At 68.1% G+C, this 17,243-nt stretch carries 15 protein-coding genes; 9 read left to right on the top strand and 6 right to left on the bottom strand.

The genetic code is table 11. From position 1 onward, the window contains the following. The first annotated feature begins 48 nt into the window (after nt 1–48). Both CCK87_RS10255 and CCK87_RS10250 read left to right on the top strand, forming a co-directional pair. Entirely contained in the window at nt 49–288 is a 240-nt protein-coding gene (locus CCK87_RS10255; protein WP_086461370.1) for a hypothetical protein, read from the top strand. 37 nt (nt 289–325) lie between these two features. Next, the gene (locus CCK87_RS10250) at nt 326–574 is read left to right on the top strand and encodes a hypothetical protein (RefSeq protein ID WP_086461369.1); all 249 of its coding nucleotides are present in this window, start codon (nt 326–328) and stop codon (nt 572–574) included. A gap of 156 nt (nt 575–730) precedes the next feature. Here CCK87_RS10250 and CCK87_RS10245 read toward each other — a convergent pair whose 3' ends face one another. Continuing rightward, the gene (locus CCK87_RS10245; protein WP_086461368.1) at nt 731–1,129 is read right to left on the bottom strand and encodes a hypothetical protein; all 399 of its coding nucleotides are present in this window, start codon (nt 1,127–1,129) and stop codon (nt 731–733) included. A 91-nt stretch (nt 1,130–1,220) separates the two neighbouring features. On the opposite strand from CCK87_RS10245, the gene CCK87_RS10240 reads away from it, so the two are divergent. Continuing rightward, nucleotides 1,221–2,417 carry a hypothetical protein gene (locus CCK87_RS10240; protein ID WP_086461367.1) on the top strand — a complete coding sequence of 399 codons (1,197 nt, stop codon included), beginning with the start codon at nt 1,221–1,223 and terminating at the stop codon, nt 2,415–2,417. A gap of 16 nt (nt 2,418–2,433) precedes the next feature. Here the strand turns inward: CCK87_RS10240 and CCK87_RS10235 are convergent, their stop codons facing one another. The 5 genes from CCK87_RS10235 to CCK87_RS10215 form a co-directional block, all read right to left on the bottom strand. Next, on the bottom strand, nt 2,434–3,147 hold the full coding sequence (locus CCK87_RS10235; RefSeq protein WP_086461366.1) for a hypothetical protein: 714 nt from the start codon (nt 3,145–3,147) through the stop codon (nt 2,434–2,436). Nucleotides 3,148–3,207: 60 nt separating this feature from the next. Then, nucleotides 3,208–4,197 (bottom strand): NAD-dependent epimerase/dehydratase family protein, encoded by a 990-nt coding sequence (locus CCK87_RS10230; RefSeq protein WP_086461365.1) that lies wholly within the window; start codon nt 4,195–4,197, stop codon nt 3,208–3,210. Nucleotides 4,198–4,339: 142 nt separating this feature from the next. Further along, entirely contained in the window at nt 4,340–6,571 is a 2,232-nt protein-coding gene (locus CCK87_RS10225; protein ID WP_086461364.1) for an LLM class flavin-dependent oxidoreductase, read from the bottom strand. Nucleotides 6,572–6,575: 4 nt separating this feature from the next. After that, nucleotides 6,576–6,986, bottom strand: a complete 411-nt coding sequence (locus tag CCK87_RS10220) for a helix-turn-helix domain-containing protein (protein ID WP_086461363.1) — start codon at nt 6,984–6,986, stop codon at nt 6,576–6,578. A gap of 168 nt (nt 6,987–7,154) precedes the next feature. Beyond that, a complete protein-coding gene (locus CCK87_RS10215; protein ID WP_086461362.1) occupies nt 7,155–7,448 on the bottom strand; it encodes a hypothetical protein in 294 nt (97 codons plus the stop codon). Nucleotides 7,449–7,491: 43 nt separating this feature from the next. On the opposite strand from CCK87_RS10215, the gene CCK87_RS10210 reads away from it, so the two are divergent. The 6 genes from CCK87_RS10210 to CCK87_RS10185 all read left to right on the top strand — a co-directional run bounded on the left by CCK87_RS10210 (nt 7,492) and on the right by CCK87_RS10185 (nt 17,213). Further along, entirely contained in the window at nt 7,492–8,109 is a 618-nt protein-coding gene (locus CCK87_RS10210; protein ID WP_086461361.1) for a class I SAM-dependent methyltransferase, read from the top strand. Between the two features lie 391 nt (nt 8,110–8,500). Next, nucleotides 8,501–10,102 (top strand): APC family permease, encoded by a 1,602-nt coding sequence (locus CCK87_RS10205; RefSeq protein ID WP_086461360.1) that lies wholly within the window; start codon nt 8,501–8,503, stop codon nt 10,100–10,102. A 133-nt stretch (nt 10,103–10,235) separates the two neighbouring features. After that, the gene (locus CCK87_RS10200) at nt 10,236–11,084 is read left to right on the top strand and encodes an urea amidolyase associated protein UAAP1 (protein WP_086461359.1); all 849 of its coding nucleotides are present in this window, start codon (nt 10,236–10,238) and stop codon (nt 11,082–11,084) included. A 152-nt stretch (nt 11,085–11,236) separates the two neighbouring features. Continuing rightward, nucleotides 11,237–11,863: an urea amidolyase associated protein UAAP2 gene (locus CCK87_RS10195; protein WP_249273898.1), complete on the top strand. Its 627-nt coding sequence runs from the start codon at nt 11,237–11,239 to the stop codon at nt 11,861–11,863. Further along, entirely contained in the window at nt 11,860–15,513 is a 3,654-nt protein-coding gene (gene uca, locus CCK87_RS10190) for an urea carboxylase (protein ID WP_086461357.1), read from the top strand. The genes CCK87_RS10195 and uca overlap by 4 nt, the downstream gene beginning before the upstream one ends. Continuing rightward, on the top strand, nt 15,510–17,213 hold the full coding sequence (locus CCK87_RS10185) for an allophanate hydrolase (protein ID WP_086461356.1): 1,704 nt from the start codon (nt 15,510–15,512) through the stop codon (nt 17,211–17,213). Before uca ends, CCK87_RS10185 begins: the two co-directional genes overlap by 4 nt. Nucleotides 17,214–17,243: the final 30 nt, after the last annotated feature.

Raw genomic sequence — 17,243 nt, 5'->3', positions numbered from 1 at the left:
TCGCCCGCTGGGCTTCATCGCGGCGCTCATGCCTGCAAGACTGCATGAATGAGTGAAGATCGCGGTCACGATAACTCGACCCCGAAGAGGTTTCGACGTCTCGGATTCAATCCCCTTCGTGAGATCCTGCCGTACGTCTGCATCGTGGTGGGAATCGTGATGGCGGCGCGGAATGGGTTCACGTTTGCCGGAGACGACGGCGTTCTGGTGATCTGCAACCTCGCCCTCGTTGCTGTCGGCGTCATCGCCATTCCCGTCAACCTGTGGATGAAGAAGCGCGGCCTCTGACCGCGCTCGGCCGTGTAACAGATCAGAAAGAGGCATCATGCGACCACGGATCACCAACTACCTCATCGCCTCGCGCTGGACTTTTTCTCTGGTCGGCGCTCTCACCTTGGTCGCCATCTCCCTCTCCAAACTGTGGCCCGATCCGCCCGTGTGGTTCGTCATCGGAGCGGTCGGCGTCGCGGCGATATTCATAGCGGGGCTGGCTGGACACGTGGCGTTCTGGCGGTCACGACGAGAGTCCGCTGCGGCACGCAAGACGCTCGAACCCACCGACGATCAGCGTTAGCGGTCGGCGACAGAGGCGGCGGGGACGGGCACGGCAGATTCTCGACATCAAGCACCACCCACTTGTCGCGAATCGACCCGAAACCGTGCAGTTAGGTCGATTTGCGCCAAGTCGAACGGCGACTCGGCGACGCGTCGCGTCGCGTGGGGTCGGCTGCTAGGGCACGTACTCCGCAGAGAAGTAATCGGCTTTGATCACGAGAAGGGGACCTTCAATCTTCGACGTCAGTGAGACGGTGCGCGGATCCCAGAACGAACCGGGTAGGCGCGATTGAGGCGTCGTTCCTAACTCATTTTTCAGATCTTCGGGCGTAGTTCCGTCGGGCGGGCGCACCGTGACCAGCGTCCAGCATCCGCCAGAACCGCACCCGGTGCTGACCTGCGTGACCTCGCTACCTGTCGGAAGAGGGATCGATGACAGAGGCGGCACGTCGTCTCCTTCGGTCGCGTCGATAAAGAGGATTGCGACACGCGCCGCGTACAGCAGGGCAAGCACGGCGATGACGACAAGAGCGACGATCAGGAAGAGCCGTTTGCGGCTGCGCGTGGTGCTCACAACTGCGACTCTACTCAGAGCTCATCGCGATCAAGGCGGCCAACCCGTCTCTCTGACGGCCGACCGACCGGACGCCGCGTAGGATTTTCGGGTGCCCCTCCAACCGCTCTACCTCGAGTGGTTGCGCGAACCCGACGGCAGGGTGCTTCGCGCCAAGGCCGCACACCTGCGGCAATCGGGAATCCCGTGGACGACGACCGGCTCGAAGATGCTCGGCCAACTGAACGCCGCATCGATGCTCTGGTACCTCGCCATTGCGCTCATCTCGATCGACATCGTGATCGACAATCAGCACGACGGTCAGGTGCTCGGCAGCGACTGGGGCAGCCTGGCTTGGATGCTCGGGATCCTCGGTGTGTGGATCGTCATCGCCGCCGGCGTTGCGCTAAAAATCCGCAGGAAAACCAGCTCGCAGGCGACCGTCACAGAGTGGCGGCAGAACCTCACAGCGCTCGCCAACGGCTTCGAGCCGCAGCCGTCGCAGAGGGCGACGTTCACATCGATGATCACCGCAGACCGCGACGCGGTGATCGAGAACCCGCGCTTCACGGCATCCGGTCTCGAATTCGGCTCTCTCACGACCACGCGACCGGGCAGCCCGACCTGGCACTACCTTGCAGTAACCCTGCCTGCCCCGCTGCCGCACCTCGTGCTCGACTCCACCTCGAACAACACGTCGCGCAGCGATCTTCCTCCGGGCTACGAGCCGTTACAACGCATCTCCCTCGAGAGCGAGTTCGACCGGGCGTTCGTGACCTACGCGCCCGTGGACGACCGCGCCGACGCCCTCTACGTGCTCTCGTCCGAGGTGATGTCCGACCTCGTCGAGTACGCCGGTGACTACAACGTCGAGATCGTCAAAGACACCCTGGTGTTCTTCACTGCAGCACCTACGGACTTCACCGACGCACAGACCTGGATCTCGGTGCACACGCTGATCGACAGGGTCGTTCCGCGACTCATTCGCAGAACAGAGCGTTTCGTCGACGAGCGGCTGCCCCGACCGCATCGCTCGCTTCTGCCCGCGTTCGGGAGCACCCCGGCAGAGACTGCCGCCTCGCCGGTTCGCGCGGCCGCCATGCGGCCCGGCGTGGAGGGTGCTCTCGCCATTGTGCCCGCTCCGCTCATCGCCCGTAGCGGTCGGCGCTTCGTTCAACAGAAGCGCAGGTGGCGCGTGAGTTCCGTCCTGCTCAACATTGTCGGTGTCACGGCCTACTTCGTCGCCTATTTCGTTCCGATCGTGCTGATCTTCGCCGCGGTCCTGACGATTACCGACGGGCGGCCGTAGGGCTCAGCACTGAGTTCTATAGGGCGATCGCGATCCCGACGACGATCAGAACCAGCAGGGCGGCCGACCCGAAGCCGATGAGCAATGCGAACGTCAATGGATGGGTCTCGCGAAAACTCATCGTTCCGGGAATCAGTTCGTTGACCTCCCCGGGGCTGAGCGCTCCGGCGCCGTGTTCGCGGCCTGACCGGTCGAAACGGGTATTCGCCGCGTCCACAACAGCCCTGAGGCCTTCGATCTCCCAGTCCGAACCGCGAAGCCGAAGTGACTGTGTCTGGTCTGATACGAACAACATCAGCGAGGCAGGAAGGGTGATTCCTTCGCTGTTGGGGGCGGGCGTGATTGGCGCGAGCAATGCACTCAATGACACATCGGCGCGGTCGAATGCGATCACCTTGCCTCGAGCATTCGTGTACTCGATCGCGCGAGCGGAGATCCGGATGCGCGCGTTGGCCAGAAATCGTCGGTTGCGAGGCAGTAAGACGGCGAGGATGACCGCCGCCACGACGCCGCTGAAGCCGAACAGACCGAGGTAGATGACCAGCGCACCACCGCGGTCGGTAGCCGTCAGCACGCCGACACAGGCGCCCGCTACAAGAACCAGGGCGGGAAGCACTGCGACGGGTCGCACTCGCTTCGACTCCTGCTTCTGTTGTGCCCTGGACGGCCGAAACTCCTCGAAGGGTTCCCGCTCACCTCTCGAGTGACCGTCGTCGAGAATGCGGCGCATGAGCCGATGCTACTGCTCGGCACGACCGGAGAATGGGGTTCTACACCCTGAAGATTCTCATCACGCTCTATCCGAGACTCGGGCGACGAACGCGTCGAGTCGAGCGTCGAGTTCGCGGTCGACGACCCGCCTGATCGGGTCCTCGTCGTACCAGCCGACGATCTCTCGGGCGCCGAGGGAGAACGGCACGCTGGCGACGAAGTCTGGAACCAGGGCCTTGATCTTGCTGTTGTCGAAGATCAGGGAATGCGCCTTGTCGCCGAGAATTCCATCCGCCCACTCCGGGAAGGCCTGCGCCACTTCCGCCGACGCCGCGTGCACGAGCTGCGTCGTGGTGCCGGCGACGGCCGCAAGCTCGTTCGCGATCATGTCCCAGGTGAGGATCTCATCGCCGGTGATGTGGATGGCGTCGCCGATGCTGCGCGTGAGACCCAGCAGGCCGACCAGGCCGCGAGCCACGTCTCGGTGATTGGTGAGCGTCCACAGCGAGGTGCCGTCGCCGTGCACCAGCGTCGGCTTGCCCTGCCGCATGCGTTCGATCGCCGTCCAGCCGCCGTCGAGGGGCACCAGGGTGCGGTCGTAGGTATGAGAGGGGCGCACGATGGTGACCGGAAAGTCGTGGTCGTCGAACGCCTGCATCAACACCCGCTCGCACGCGATCTTGTCTCTCGAGTACTGCCAGAACGGATTTCTGAGAGGGGTCGACTCGACGATCGGAAAATGGGTCACGGGCTTCTGATAGGCCGACGCCGAACTGATGAAGATGTACTGGCCGGTGCGATCGCGGAAGAGGTCGACGTCGGCCCTCACCTGCTCGGGGCTGAACGCACGGAAGTTGACGACCACGTCGAACGTTCTCGTGCCGAGAGCATCGCGCATGCTCTGCGCATCCGTCGCGTCGCCAACGATGGTCTCGACGCCATCGATCGGCGGCCGCGTCGTGTCGCGACCCCGGTTCAGCAGAGTCAGGTCGAAGCCTCGCTCGACCGCCAGGCGGCTGCATGCCGAACTGATGATGCCGTTGCCGCCGATGAACAGAACCGTGAGCATGGTGTTTCCTTTCAGAGGGTCGCGCGCTTCAGCTTCGCACCCCGAGTCGACTGGCCGCAGCCGCTTGAACCCGACGCGCTTCCGTGTGAGAGTTCGGTCGGTCGACGGGCCTGTCGAGCAGGGCGCGGCGCAGGGGGGGGGCTCAGCCCAAAGGAGCCGGCTCCGCTGCGACCCCGAAGTTGTCTCTGAAGACGAAATCCGGGTCGACCTCAGCTTTGATTTCCCTCAGGCGCGCCAGCGTCGCCGGCGGGAATGCCTGCGCCACGATCTGCTCGCCCGTTCTGCTCTCGAAGCTCAGGTACAGCCCGTCAAAATGCGAAGCCAGCGAGTCCCAGAGCTGCTCGAAGCGCGCGCTCCTCCCGACCGAGGTGATCGAGAAGTTGGCCGACCTGTGGGCGTAGGCCGTCGCATCCGGGGCCACGTCGTTGATCGCGCCGCCCACCGGGCGGATCTGGAACCACGGCGCCGAACCCGACGTCGCCAGAGCGGCCGCGGCCCGCGCGGTCGGCGCATCCAGGTGCTCGACCAACCCCGAGCGGAACGACGGCTCGCCCTGGCCGTTGTGCGCGACATCCGAGGCGTTCGCCATGACCGCGGCGTACGGAAGCAGCTGCACCTGCTGACCCACCAACGGCGCGAGCTCCGCGAACGGCTGCAGGCGCGCGATGATCGTGTCGGGGTCAGAGGAGTTGACGACTCCGTACATCTGCGCGGTCGCGGGCTCGGCGGGGCGACCGCCGCTCAGAATCAAGAACAGGGTCGTGTCACGCGGCGACTCCTCTTGAAGACGACCGAAGTCCTCGAGAAACTGCGCCGCGTCGTCGACCTGGAACGCGAGCTGCGCCCATCCGACGTCGGCCACCTCGTCGGCCACGAAGTCGAACGACACCACGATGCCCACGTTCGCGCCGGCGCCGCGCACGGCCCAGAACAGCTCGGGGTTCTCGGTCGCCGAGGTGTGTGCCAGCGTTCCGTCGGCGAGCAGCACATCGGCGGCCACCATGTGGTCGATCGTGAGTCCGTGCTCGCGGCCAAGAAAGCCGACGCCGCCGGCGGTCGCGAGTCCGCCCACGCCGACCCCGCCGTAGTCTCCGCTCGAGAGCGCCAGGCCGAAGGGCTGCAGGGCGGCGGCCACGTCCATCCAGCGCGCGCCCGGGCCGACGCGCACGAGCCTCTTCTCGGGGTCGACGACCTCGATCTCGTTGAGGTTCTTGAGGTCGATCACGATGCCGCCGTCGTTGGTGCTGCGACCGCTGATCCCATGGCCTCCGCTGCGGATACCGAGCGGCAGCGACGCGTGCCGTCGCGCGAACAACAGGGCATCGCGCACCTCGTCGACGTCGCGCGGGCGCAGCACGAGGCCGGGCGCACCTCCACGCATATAAGTGGAGCGCACTCCCGCGTACGCCGTGTCTCCCGGCTCGATCGCACTCTCGCGCAGCGACTCGGGCAGCTCGTCGTAGGCGATGCCCTCGCGCCTCAGCGCGATCGCGCGGGCCGGCCGGATGCTGTCGGTCGCGACGATCCCGCTCGTCGCCCTGGCATCGGCGACGGCTTCGCGCAGCTGCGGCATCGTCTCTTCGGCGAAGCGCTGCAGCACCGCGGGGTCGTCGCCCATCACGATGAACGTGCCGATGCCATCGTCGAGCGCCATGCCCGCGAGCTGGTCGAGGCTCTCGGTGCCGGTGATGTTGAGCAGGCGGCGGATCTCCGCAGGATCGCGCCCCGCCTCGGCCGCCGCGTCATCGATGCGCGCGTTTCCTGATTGAAGGTCGCCCGGCTTGAGATACGGCAGGCTCGGCAGCCATCCATCACCCTTCTTGCCGGTGAGCCGCAGCATGCGCGGCTTGTACGCGCCCACCCAGATAGGAATGTCGTGCGCCGGGGCCGGGCCGCGCTTGGCCCCGTTGACCGGGTAGTACTCCCCGCCCTTGAGCACCGCGCGTTCGCCAGCCGCCCACGTGCCGCGCATGATGTCGATGGCCTCGCTGAGCGCATCCACGGCTTGTCCCGGGGTCAGGCGGCGCCCACCCATCGCCTCGATCGCATCCCAGAACCCGCCGGCGCCGAGGCCGAGGTTGAAGCGCCCGCCGCTCAGCAGGTCGAGCGACGCGGCCGCGCGGGCCGTGACCGGCGCCGGACGCAGGGGCAGGTTCAGTACGTTCGGCGAGATCTGGATGCGCGTGGTCGCCGCCGCGACGTACGACATCAGAGTCCAGGTGTCGAGAAACGACGCCTGGTAGGGGTGGTCTTGAAAGGTGACGAGGTCGTAGCCGAGCGACTCGGAGAGCTGCGCGAGCTGGACCGCACCCTGGGGCTGTGCGGCGGTCGGGGTGACGAAGGTGCCGAACCGGAGTGTGTGTCCGTAATCCATGGGATCAGTTCTTTTCTGCGGGAGCTGTGCCTTGACGCGCGGCGGCCGGGCGTTCTTGGGGCCGTTCTTCGGCGGGGCGCTCGAGGTTGCTGGCGGCCCACTGGCCGAGCTGCTCGAGCAGGGGCAGGAGCTGCTCGCCCTGCGGCGTGAGCGTGTAGGTGACGGCGATCGGCGGCCCGGCGTCGACGCTTCGCGTGAGGAGATTGACCTCGGCCAGCCCGGTGAGGCGGTCGGAGAGCATGGCGTCGCTGATTCCCGGAACACCGCGCTTGAGCGCCGCGAATGAGAGCGGTCCATTGCCGAGCGTGGAGAGCAGCATGCCGTTCCACCGCTTGCCCAGAATGCTGAACGCCAGGCTCACGGCGGCATCGCAGGTGTGCAGGTCATGGGCAGCGGCGGCGGGCTTCGGGGTCATGCGCCTCACAGTACGCCGCTAGCTATTGAATAGCAACTCTGAATTCCAGAGCGCCTGCGCGTCGGCGGAGCTCATCCATTCGTCGCCACATGCTCTCTCGAGGGTGAATGAGAGCATCTGGGCGACAATGGATGCGCATTGTCGGCCTTCGCGCGGATCATGTCAGGGTCAGACCATTCGGGTGGCGATGAACACCAACACGAGCGGCACGATGATTCCGGCCGTTCCGAGAATGGTGCCGATCCGCGCCTGCGCCGTTCCAGCTGCGCCGCGAGCCGCCAAGCGAAGCGCGCGAAGACCGAAGATCACCGCCGCGATCCCCTGAAGGACGGCAAACGCTCCCGCGATCGTGCCGAATCCCGAGAACAGTGCGAGAAGGGCGAACAGAGCAGACCCGCAACCCGCGACGAGAGCCGTGGATGCGAGCGGGTTGGACGATGCGGCCGCAGGCGTTCTGTTCATGTGGCCAGCGTGCCACAACCGCGCAGCGTGACAGGCTGGAGTCATGACTGGCGAGCTCCCCACCATCGAGATTGCCGATGCGTACTCCGCTCGGGCGGCCGAGTACATCGAACTCCTCGGATCGGTCGAGGCAATGCACCCCTCGGACGCAGCGCTCATCGCAAGCTGGGGCGCTCAGATCGACGGACCCGCTGTCGACGTCGGATGCGGCCCCGGCCACTGGACGAACTTCCTCGCCCAACGCGGCCTCGACATTCGCGGCGTCGACCTCACGCCCGCGTTCGTCGAGCACGCTCGCGCCACATACCCCGACGTGCGATTCGCGACGGGAAGCGTCGAGGCGCTCGACGCATCCGACGCCTCGCTCGGCGGGGTGCTCGCCTGGTACTCGTTGATCCACCACACTCCGGATGCGATCCGCTCGGCCGTCGACGAGATCGCGCGCGTGCTGCGGCCGGGCGGGCTCCTGCTGGCGGGGTTCTTCGAGGGGCCAGTGATCGAGTCCTTCGACCACGCCGTGACGACGGCCTACCGCTGGCCGACGGCCGAACTCGGCGAGCGGCTGCGCGCATCCGGATTCGAGGTGATCGAGACGCACACCCGCACCTCGCCGAACACCCGACCGCACGCGGCCATCGTCGCGCGACGCCGCGAGGTGTGAGGAATCGCCCTTCGCGAGCTGAATGAAGGGCCATTTCTCACACCTCGGCGGTCACACCTCGAGCAGGGAAACAGCTGCTCGCTGGTCGAGTAGGCCGCCCGCGGCCGTATCGAGACCACGTCGACGGTGATCTCGATACGCGGGCTCCTTCGTCGCGCCGCTACTCGATCAGCGCGCAGGACGCCGAGCGGGCGAGCGCGCCGGCACCGGATGCGCGATCACCCACTAAGGGCGCTTTCAGCAAGCTGGCACTCGCCGGAAACATGAACGACCACCGCGAAACCTGAATTTAACAACCGCGAAACCGGCGCGCAACTGCCGTCGCACAGCATGGGAGCATCACCTGTCAATCGACAGGTATTCGAGTCCCTGTCCGCGGAAGGTCGCGCCCATGAGTGCCCCGGAACCATCCCCGATCCACCTCGCTCCAGCCCACCAGAACCACAAGCTCTACCGCCAGGAACTGCACCGCGGTGTCGGTTCCTTCGCCTCGTTCGCCGCAGGCTTCTCGTTCGTCTCGATCCTCACGACGGTCTTTCAGCTGTTCGGGCTGGGCTTCGGCCTCGGCGGAGCCGCCTTCTTCTGGACCTGGCCCCTGGTGTTCGCCGGCCAGCTTCTGGTGGCACTCAACTTCGCCCAGCTCGCCGCGCGCTGGCCGATTGCTGGCTCGATCTTCCAGTGGGCCAGCCGCCTCGCGGGAACGACCTTCGGCTGGTTCACCGGCTGGGTCATGATCGTGGCGCAGACGCTCACCGTCGCGGTCGCCGCCATCGCGGTGCAGGCAGTCCTGCCCGCCATCTGGGACGGGTTCCAGATCGTCGGCGGCCCCACCGCAGACCCTACGCTCACCTCACCAACCGGCGCCCAGAACGCCGTGCTGCTCGGCGTGATCCTGCTGGTCATCACCACCGTCGTCAACATCCTCAGCGTGCGCATCATGGCCCTCGCCACGAGCGTCGGCGTGCTGATCGAGATCGTCGGCGTGGCGGTGCTGGTCACCGCCCTGCTGCTGCTTCCCGCTCGCAGCCCGTCGGTGGTCTTCACGACCGAGGGCACCGCCCCCTCGGACTCCCCCTACATCTGGGCTTTCCTCGCCTCGTCGCTGATGGCCGCCTATGTGCTCGTGGGCTTCGACTCGGCCGGCGAACTCTCCGAAGAGACGCACGCTCCGCGCAAGACGATCCCCAAGACGATCATTCGCGCGGTCGTGGTGTCGGGCCTCGGCGGTGCGCTGCTGATCATTGCCGCCCTGGTCGCGGCCCCGAGCCTGACCGACGGCAGCCTCGCTGGCGGTGGCATCGCCTACGTCGTGACCGAGCGCCTCGGCCCGGTCTTCGGTCGACTGCTACTCGTGGCCGTCGCGGTCGCCGTGTTCGCCTGCACCCTGGCGGTGCAGACATCCGGCTCGCGCATGATGTTCTCGATGGCCCGCGAGCGCGCCCTGCCGTTCTGGCGCACGCTCGCCGCGGTGTCGCCCCGCACGGGAACTCCCATCGCCACGAGCGTCGTCATCGGCGTCGGCGCAGCCCTCGCCCTGGCGGTCAACTTCGGACAGGCCGCCATCTTCACCGCACTCTCGAGCCTCTGCATCGCGATGCTCTACCTGGCCTACCTCGGCGTCACGGTGCCGCTGCTCGTTCGCCGTCTCAAAGCACCCGACCAGGGCTTTCCGCCCGGCGTCGACGAGACGGGCAAGCCGCTGTTTAGCCTGGGCAAGTGGGGCCTTCCGGTGAACATCATCGCCGTCGCGTATCAGATCGGCATGGTCATCAACCTGGTCTGGCCCCGGGCCGAGATCTACGACCTCACTGGCGAGACCTGGTGGCTGCAGTGGAGCGCCCTGCTCTTCATCGGCGCGACCCTCGTCGTCGGCTTCCTCGTTCACCGGCACGCTCACACCCGGCACGGCGCCATCAGCCTGGGCCACCTGCCGACGTCGGCGAGGCCGAGCGGCGCGCCCGCGGAAGCCGGCGCGGTCGCAACGATCGCCTAGCCCGATCGCCTAGACCCACCGAGTAGACCCGCCGCCTAGACCCGCCGCCTAGACCCACCGCCTGGGCCGCGTCACACGGATGCCGTGACGCGGCCCGACTGCACCCCGCACCACCCGAAAGAGAGCACCACCGATGACCTCGATAGCCGACGAGCACCAGACCGACAGCGTGCTGGCGGCCCGGGCCGATGCCCGAGCCCAGGCCGCCCGCACCGCCGACTACATGCCCTACCGGCCGGCATCCACGTCGCCGGTGGTGCCAGACGGGGTCGATCGCGACAGCCTGACCTGGGCCGAGACGGTGGCGCCCGGCGGCTACACCCATCGGGTCGTCGCGCGCGGCACCCGGCTGCGTCTCGATGACCCGACGGGCAGCGCCTGCGCCCACGTCATTCTGTACAACGCGCTCGAGACGAACGAGCGGCTCAACGTCGCCGACACGATCAAGATCCCATGGCAGGCGTACCTCAGCACGGGTCATCCGCTGCTCTCGGGAGACGGAAGGGCGCTGGCGACCATCACCGCCGACACCTCCGGTCGGCACGACACCTTCTGCGGCACCAGCACCGACGAATCCGCGACGGCGAAGTACGGATCGGCAGCGCCCGAGGGACCGTCGCCATCCGGCCGCTCGCGCTTTCTCCTCGCCGCCGCCAAGCACGGACTCACCGGGCGCGACCTGCCGCCCAGCGTCTCGTTCTTTCAGGGCGTGCACGTCGAGGCGGATGGCGGGCTCACGTTCACGGGAAGCGCCGGCGAGGGCACGCACGTCGAGCTCGTGGCCGAACTTCCCCTGCTCGTGCTGATCGTCAACGTGCCGCATCCGCTCGACCCGGCAGACGACTACTTGGTCGGGCCCCTCCGCGTGCACGCTTGGCCGGGAGACCCGACGCTTGTGGGAAACCCGCAGTTCACCGCGACGCCCGAGGTGAATCGCGCCTACCTCAACTCGATCGACTACGCGGAGGCCCGAGGACTGTGACCACCACACCCACCACCACCCACACCGTGGGCGACCGCGTCATCGAGACGACGGTTCCGGTCGGCGCCCACTACTCAGTGGACACTATCCTCGACCCGAACGGCCCACTCGCGAGCAACACCGACGCCGACTCCGACGCCGACTCCCACGCGATCGTGCTCGACGAGACCGTCGCACCGCTCGCCCCCTGGTCGGCTCGACTCCTCGCCGGCCAGACCCTCACGATCGTGGATGTCGGTGGCAACCAGTCCGCAGACTTCCTGATCTACAACGCGCACGATACAGACGAGCGCTACTCGACGCCAGACACCCTCGCCTGGCAGCAGAACGCCTACCTCAGGGAGGGGTCGATCCTGCGCTCGAACCTCGGCCGCCCGCTGATGACCGTGACCGGCAACGAGATCGACCGCCAAGACACGATCGGCGGCGCCTGCTCCAAGGAGTCGAACACGCTGCGCTACGGCTTTCACACCGAGCACCAGCACGGCTGCCGAGAGAACTTCCTCGCCGAAGCCGCGCGGCACGGTCTGGGTGCCCGCGACCTCGTCTCGAACATCAACTGGTTCATGAACGTGCCGGTCGAGGCCGACGGCACCCTCGGCATCGTCGACGGCATGTCTGCCCCCGGCAAGCGCGTGGCGCTGCGAGCCGAGATGGACGTGCTCGTGATCGTCTCGAACTGCCCGCAGATGAACAACCCCTGCAACGACTTCAACTGCACTCCGCTGCGAATGATCGTGACCAGCCCAGCGCTCGCGACGAAAGAGAACCACGCATGACCCCCGCCTTCGACACCCTGCTCATCGCCAACCGCGGCGAGATCGCGCGCCGCATCATCCGCTCGGCTCGCACCCTCGGCCTTAGAACGGTGGCGGTCTACTCCGACGCCGACCGCGCCGCTCCCCATGTGCGCGAGGCCGACGAGGCCGTGCGGCTCGGGCCGGCCCCCGCCAAGGAGTCGTACCTCGACATCGACACGATCCTCGAGGTCTCCGAGCGACTGGGCGTGGGCGCGATCCACCCCGGTTACGGCTTTCTCTCTGAGAACCTCGACTTCGCCCGCCGCATCGAGGCCGCCGGCATGAGCTTCATCGGCCCCACTGCCGGGCAGATCGCCTCGTTCGGCGAGAAGCACACGGCCAGAGAGCTGGCCGCCCGCGCCGGAGTGCCCATGCTCGCCGGCACCGGGCTTCTCTCCTCCGCCGACGAGGCCGTCGCCGAGGCCGAACGCATCGGCCTGCCCGTGATGCTCAAGGCCACGGGGGGCGGCGGCGGAATCGGCATGCAGGCCTGCACGAGCATCGACGAGGTGCGCGAGGCCTACGACCGGGTCGCCCGCCTCGGCGAGAAGAACTTCGGCTCGGCCGGAGTGTTTCTCGAGCGCCTCGTGCGCCCGGCCCGCCACGTCGAGGTGCAGCTCTTCGGCGCCGGCGACGGCCGCGTCGCCGTGATCGGCGACCGCGACTGCTCTCTGCAGCGACGCAACCAGAAGGTCATCGAAGAGGCGCCGGCTCCCGCGCTTCCGGATGCCGTGCGGCGGCAACTGCACGATTCCGCCCGACAGCTTGCGGCATCCGTCGACTACCGCTCGGCCGGCACGGTCGAGTTCGTCTACGACCCGGTGCGTGAAGAGGCCTCTTTTCTCGAGGTGAACACCCGCCTGCAGGTCGAGCACCCGGTCACCGAAGAGGTCTACGGCGTCGACCTCGTGGCCATGATGCTGCGCCTCGCCCGCGACGGCGCCGACGGCATCGACCCGGCGATCTTCACGACACCGTTCGAGCCGAACGGCCACGCCTTCGAGGCCCGCGTGTACGCCGAAGATCCCGACAAGAACGGCCTGCCCAGCTCGGGACTCGTCACCCACGCGGCGTTCCCCGGCTTCGGCAGCGCCGAGCTCAGCGGCGTGCGCGTCGACGGCTGGATCGAGACCGGGCTCGAGGTCTCGCCCTACTACGACCCCATGCTGGCGAAGGTCATCGCCGCCGCTCCCAGTCGCGACGCCGCGCTCGACCTGCTGCGCGAGGGACTCGATGCCAGCCGCGTCGACGGCGTCGTCACCAACCTCGGCCTGCTGCGCTCACTCACCGACGAGACCGGGCTGCGCGCCGCCGTGCACTCGACCTCCACCCTCGATCAGACCGCAGACCCCGACCCCCGCATCGATGTTCTGGATGCCGGAGCGATGACGACGGTGCAGGATCTGCCCGGGCGCACCGGATACTGGCAGATCGGCGTGCCGCCGAGCGGCCCCATGGACTCCGTCTCGTTCTCGGAGGCGAACCTCGCCGTCGGCAACCCCGCGGGAGCGCCCGCGCTCGAGATCACCGCCACCGGCCCGACCCTGCGATTCAGCGCGCCGAGCCTGATCGCCCTGACCGGCGCACCGGCATCCGCCACCCTCGACGGAGTCGAGGTGCCCTTCTGGGAGCCGGTCGAGGCCGCCGCGGGCAGCGTGCTCGCCATCGGCACCCTGCACGGCCCGGGCCAGCGCGCCTATCTCGCCGTGCGCGGCGGCATCGACGTTCCCCTTTATCTCGGCAGCGCGTCCACCTTCACGCTCGGCAAGTTCGGCGGGCACGCCGGCCGCGCCCTGCTACCCGGCGACGTGCTGCGACCAGGCTCGCCCGATTCGGATGCCGCGCATCCGGCATTCGCGAGCGGCACACGCCTGTCGCTGGTCGGCGGCCCGACCCCCGCCGAGCGTCGTCCCGCGCTGACCACGACCTGGCAGATCGGTGTGACGGAGGGGCCGCACGGCGCCCCCGACTTCTTCACGCGCGCCGATCTGAACGTCTTCTATGCGACCGACTACACGGTGCACTACAACTCCGCCCGAACCGGCGTGCGGCTCGATGGGCCGCGGCCCGAGTGGGCGCGCGAAGACGGCGGCGAAGCGGGCCTGCACCCGTCGAACATCCACGACAACCCCTACGCCGTGGGCGCCATCGACTTCACCGGCGACACCCCGATCATCCTCGGCCCTGACGGCCCCAGCCTCGGCGGCTTCGTCTGCCCGGCCGTGGTCGCCAGCGGCGAACTGTGGAAGCTCGGCCAGCTGCGCCCCGGAGACACGATCCACTTCGTTCCCGTGCGCGAGGCCGACGCGGCCGCCCTCGACGCCGACCGCGCCTCGTTCAGCGTCAGGAGTTCGGGCGGCGACGGCGACGACGGCGTGATCGATCGGCTCGCGGCAACCGAGGCGCGGCCGTCGGTGACGTATCGCCGCGACGGCGACGACAACCTGCTCGTCGAGTACGGCGACCTCACGCTCGATCTCGGGTTGCGGATGCGCGTGCACGCGCTCATGGAGAGACTGCAGAGCGAGTCGCCCCGCGGCGTGCTCGAGCTGACCCCCGGCATCCGCTCGCTGCAGATCCACACCGACTCCTCCGAGCTGAAGGCCACCGCGCTGGCGGGCCTGCTGCGCGAACTGGAGAACGACATCCCGGCAACGCACGAGCTGGTCGTGCCCTCGCGCACGGTGCGCCTGCCGCTGTCGTGGGACGACCCGGCCACGCATCTCGCCATCGAGCGCTACATGAACGGTGTGCGCGCCGATGCGCCGTGGACCCCGTCGAACATCGACTTCATTCGCCGCATCAACGGCCTCGACTCGGTCGACGACGTCATGAAGACCGTGTTCGACGCCACCTACCTGGTGCTCGGACTCGGAGACGTCTACCTCGGCGCCCCCGTGGCCACGCCGCTCGACCCGCGGCACCGGCTCGTGACCACCAAGTACAACCCCGCTCGCACGTGGACGGCAGAGAACTCGGTCGGCATCGGCGGCGCCTACATGTGCATCTACGGCATGGAGGGGCCGGGCGGCTACCAGTTCGTCGGCCGCACCGTGCAGGTCTGGAACAGGTTCCGCCGCGGCGGCCTGTTCCAGGAGAACCCGTGGGCGCTGCGCTTCTTCGACCGCATCGAGTGGTACCCGGTCGGCGCCGACGAGCTGCTCGAGCTGCGCGCCGAGACCGATGCCGGCCGTGGGCACTACGAGACCGAAGAGGGAACGTTCGCGATCGCGGACTACCAGCGCTTCCTCGCCGAGAACGCCGGCTCGATCGCCGACTTCCGCGAGACCCAGGCCCGCGCGTTCAGCGAGGAGAAGGATCGCTGGCGCGCATCCGGTGAATTCGATGTGCGGCCCGACGAGAAGGTTGCCGCGCCAGCCGACGCCGTCGTCGTCGCCGAGGGCTCGGTGGGAGTGGCAGCTCCCTTCACCTCGACCGTGTGGCAGATCGGCGTCGAGCCGGGCCAGACGGTGAGTGCTGGGCAGAAGCTCATGGCCCTCGAAGCGATGAAGATGGAATCGGCGGTCGTCGCCGCATCCGACGGCGTCGTGGGCGAGATCCACGTGCGTCCCGGAGACCAGGTCTCGCCCGGCCAGATTCTCATCTCGATTATTGGAGCAGCAGCATGACACCCACCAGCACCGCCGTCGACAGGGTCGCCGCCGCTTACCAGCGCATCCGCGCCGTGGATCGGCCGGAGATCTGGATCAGCCTGCGCGACGAGCAGGATGCGCTCGACGAGGCCGCGTCGATCGACGCTCGCGTCGCAGCGGGTGAGGTTCTGCCGCTGGCCGGAACCGTGGCCGGGGTCAAAGACAACATCGACGCGGCCGGCTTCGACACGACGGCAGCCGCGCCGAGCTACCGCTACCGCCCGGATGCGGACTCGACCGCCGTCAGCCGCCTTCGCGAGGCCGGCTCGGTAATCATCGGCAAGACCAACCTCGACCAGTTCGCCACCGGGCTCGTCGGCACCCGCAGCCCCTTCGGCGCCGTACGCAACGCGTGGCGACCCGACCGCATCTCGGGCGGCTCCAGCTCGGGATCAGCCGTGGCCGTCGCGCTGGGCATCGTGGATGTCGCGCTCGGCACCGATACCGCCGGCTCGGGCCGCGTGCCCGCCGCGCTCAACGGCATCGTCGGCGTCAAGCTCACCCGCGGCCGCATCCCGACCACGGGCGTCGTGCCCGCCTGCCGCACCCTCGACTGCGTCACCGTCTTCGCCCGCGAGGTCGGGCTCGCCTACAACACGGCCGAGCTGCTCGCCGGACCCGACGGCATCGACCCCTTGGAGCGCACACTCGCCGAGGCCGCGCGCGCCACCGCGACCGCGCTTCCCCCACGCCCGCGCGTCGGCATCCCGACCGCCGAGCATCTGGATGGCCTCGCCCCGGGATGGGCCGACGCGTTCCACGCCGCGGCGGGTCGCCTCGCGGCCACCGGTGTGGAGATCGTCGAGGTCGACATAGCTCCGCTGCTGCAGGCGGCACGGATGCTCTACGAGTCGTCGTTCGTGGCCGAGCGCTACGCGGCCGTCGGCGAGCACATCGACGCGCACCGCGAGCTCATCGGAACCGACCTCGACCCCTCGGTCTCGACGATCGTGCTCGGCGGAGCCGACCGCACGGCCGTCGAGCTCTACCGCGATCGCGAGCAGCTCGACCGCCTGGGCGCCGTCGCTCGAGCCGCGCTCGCCGGGTGCGATGCCCTGCTCACCCCGACCACCACGTGGCATCCGACCCTCGCCGAGATCGCCGCCGACCCGATCGGCGGCAACAGCCGCATGGGGCGCTACACGAACTACGCCAATCTGCTCGACATGGCCTCGACCGCGGTGCCCGCCGGTGTCGTCGACGGCCTGCCCTTCGGTGTGATGATCACCGCCCCGGCCTTCCACGATCTAGCCGTGCACCAGTTGGCGCAGCGCCTGCTCTCTCCGTCGATCGAGATCCTCGTGGTGGGCGCTCATCTCACCGATCAGCCCCTCAACCACCAGCTCATCGCGGCCGGCGGCTCGTTCGTGCGCAGCGTCACGACCAGCGCCGACTACGCGCTCTTCGCCCTCGACACCGTTCCGCCCAAGCCCGGCCTGCTTCGGGTGGCCGGCGGCGGAGCATCCGTGGCCGGCGAGATCTGGTCGCTGCCGGCATCCGGATTCGGGACCTTCGTCGCGGCCCTGCCCGCGCCGATGACGATCGGGCAGGTCAGGCTGGCCGACGGCGGCTCTGTGTCGGGTTTTCTCTGCGAACCCGTCGCGACCGAGGGCGCCGAGAACATCAGCGCCCACGGAGGATGGGTGGCGTGGCAACGATCAAGAGCAGGCGAATGACCTCTGCGCCCGGCGAGTGAGAGCATGGGT

The sequence above is a fragment of the Agreia sp. VKM Ac-1783 genome (assembly GCF_900177765.1).
In the GTDB taxonomy this organism is placed as follows: domain Bacteria; phylum Actinomycetota; class Actinomycetes; order Actinomycetales; family Microbacteriaceae; genus Agreia.
This window is presented reverse-complemented; position numbering and strand designations above follow the sequence as displayed.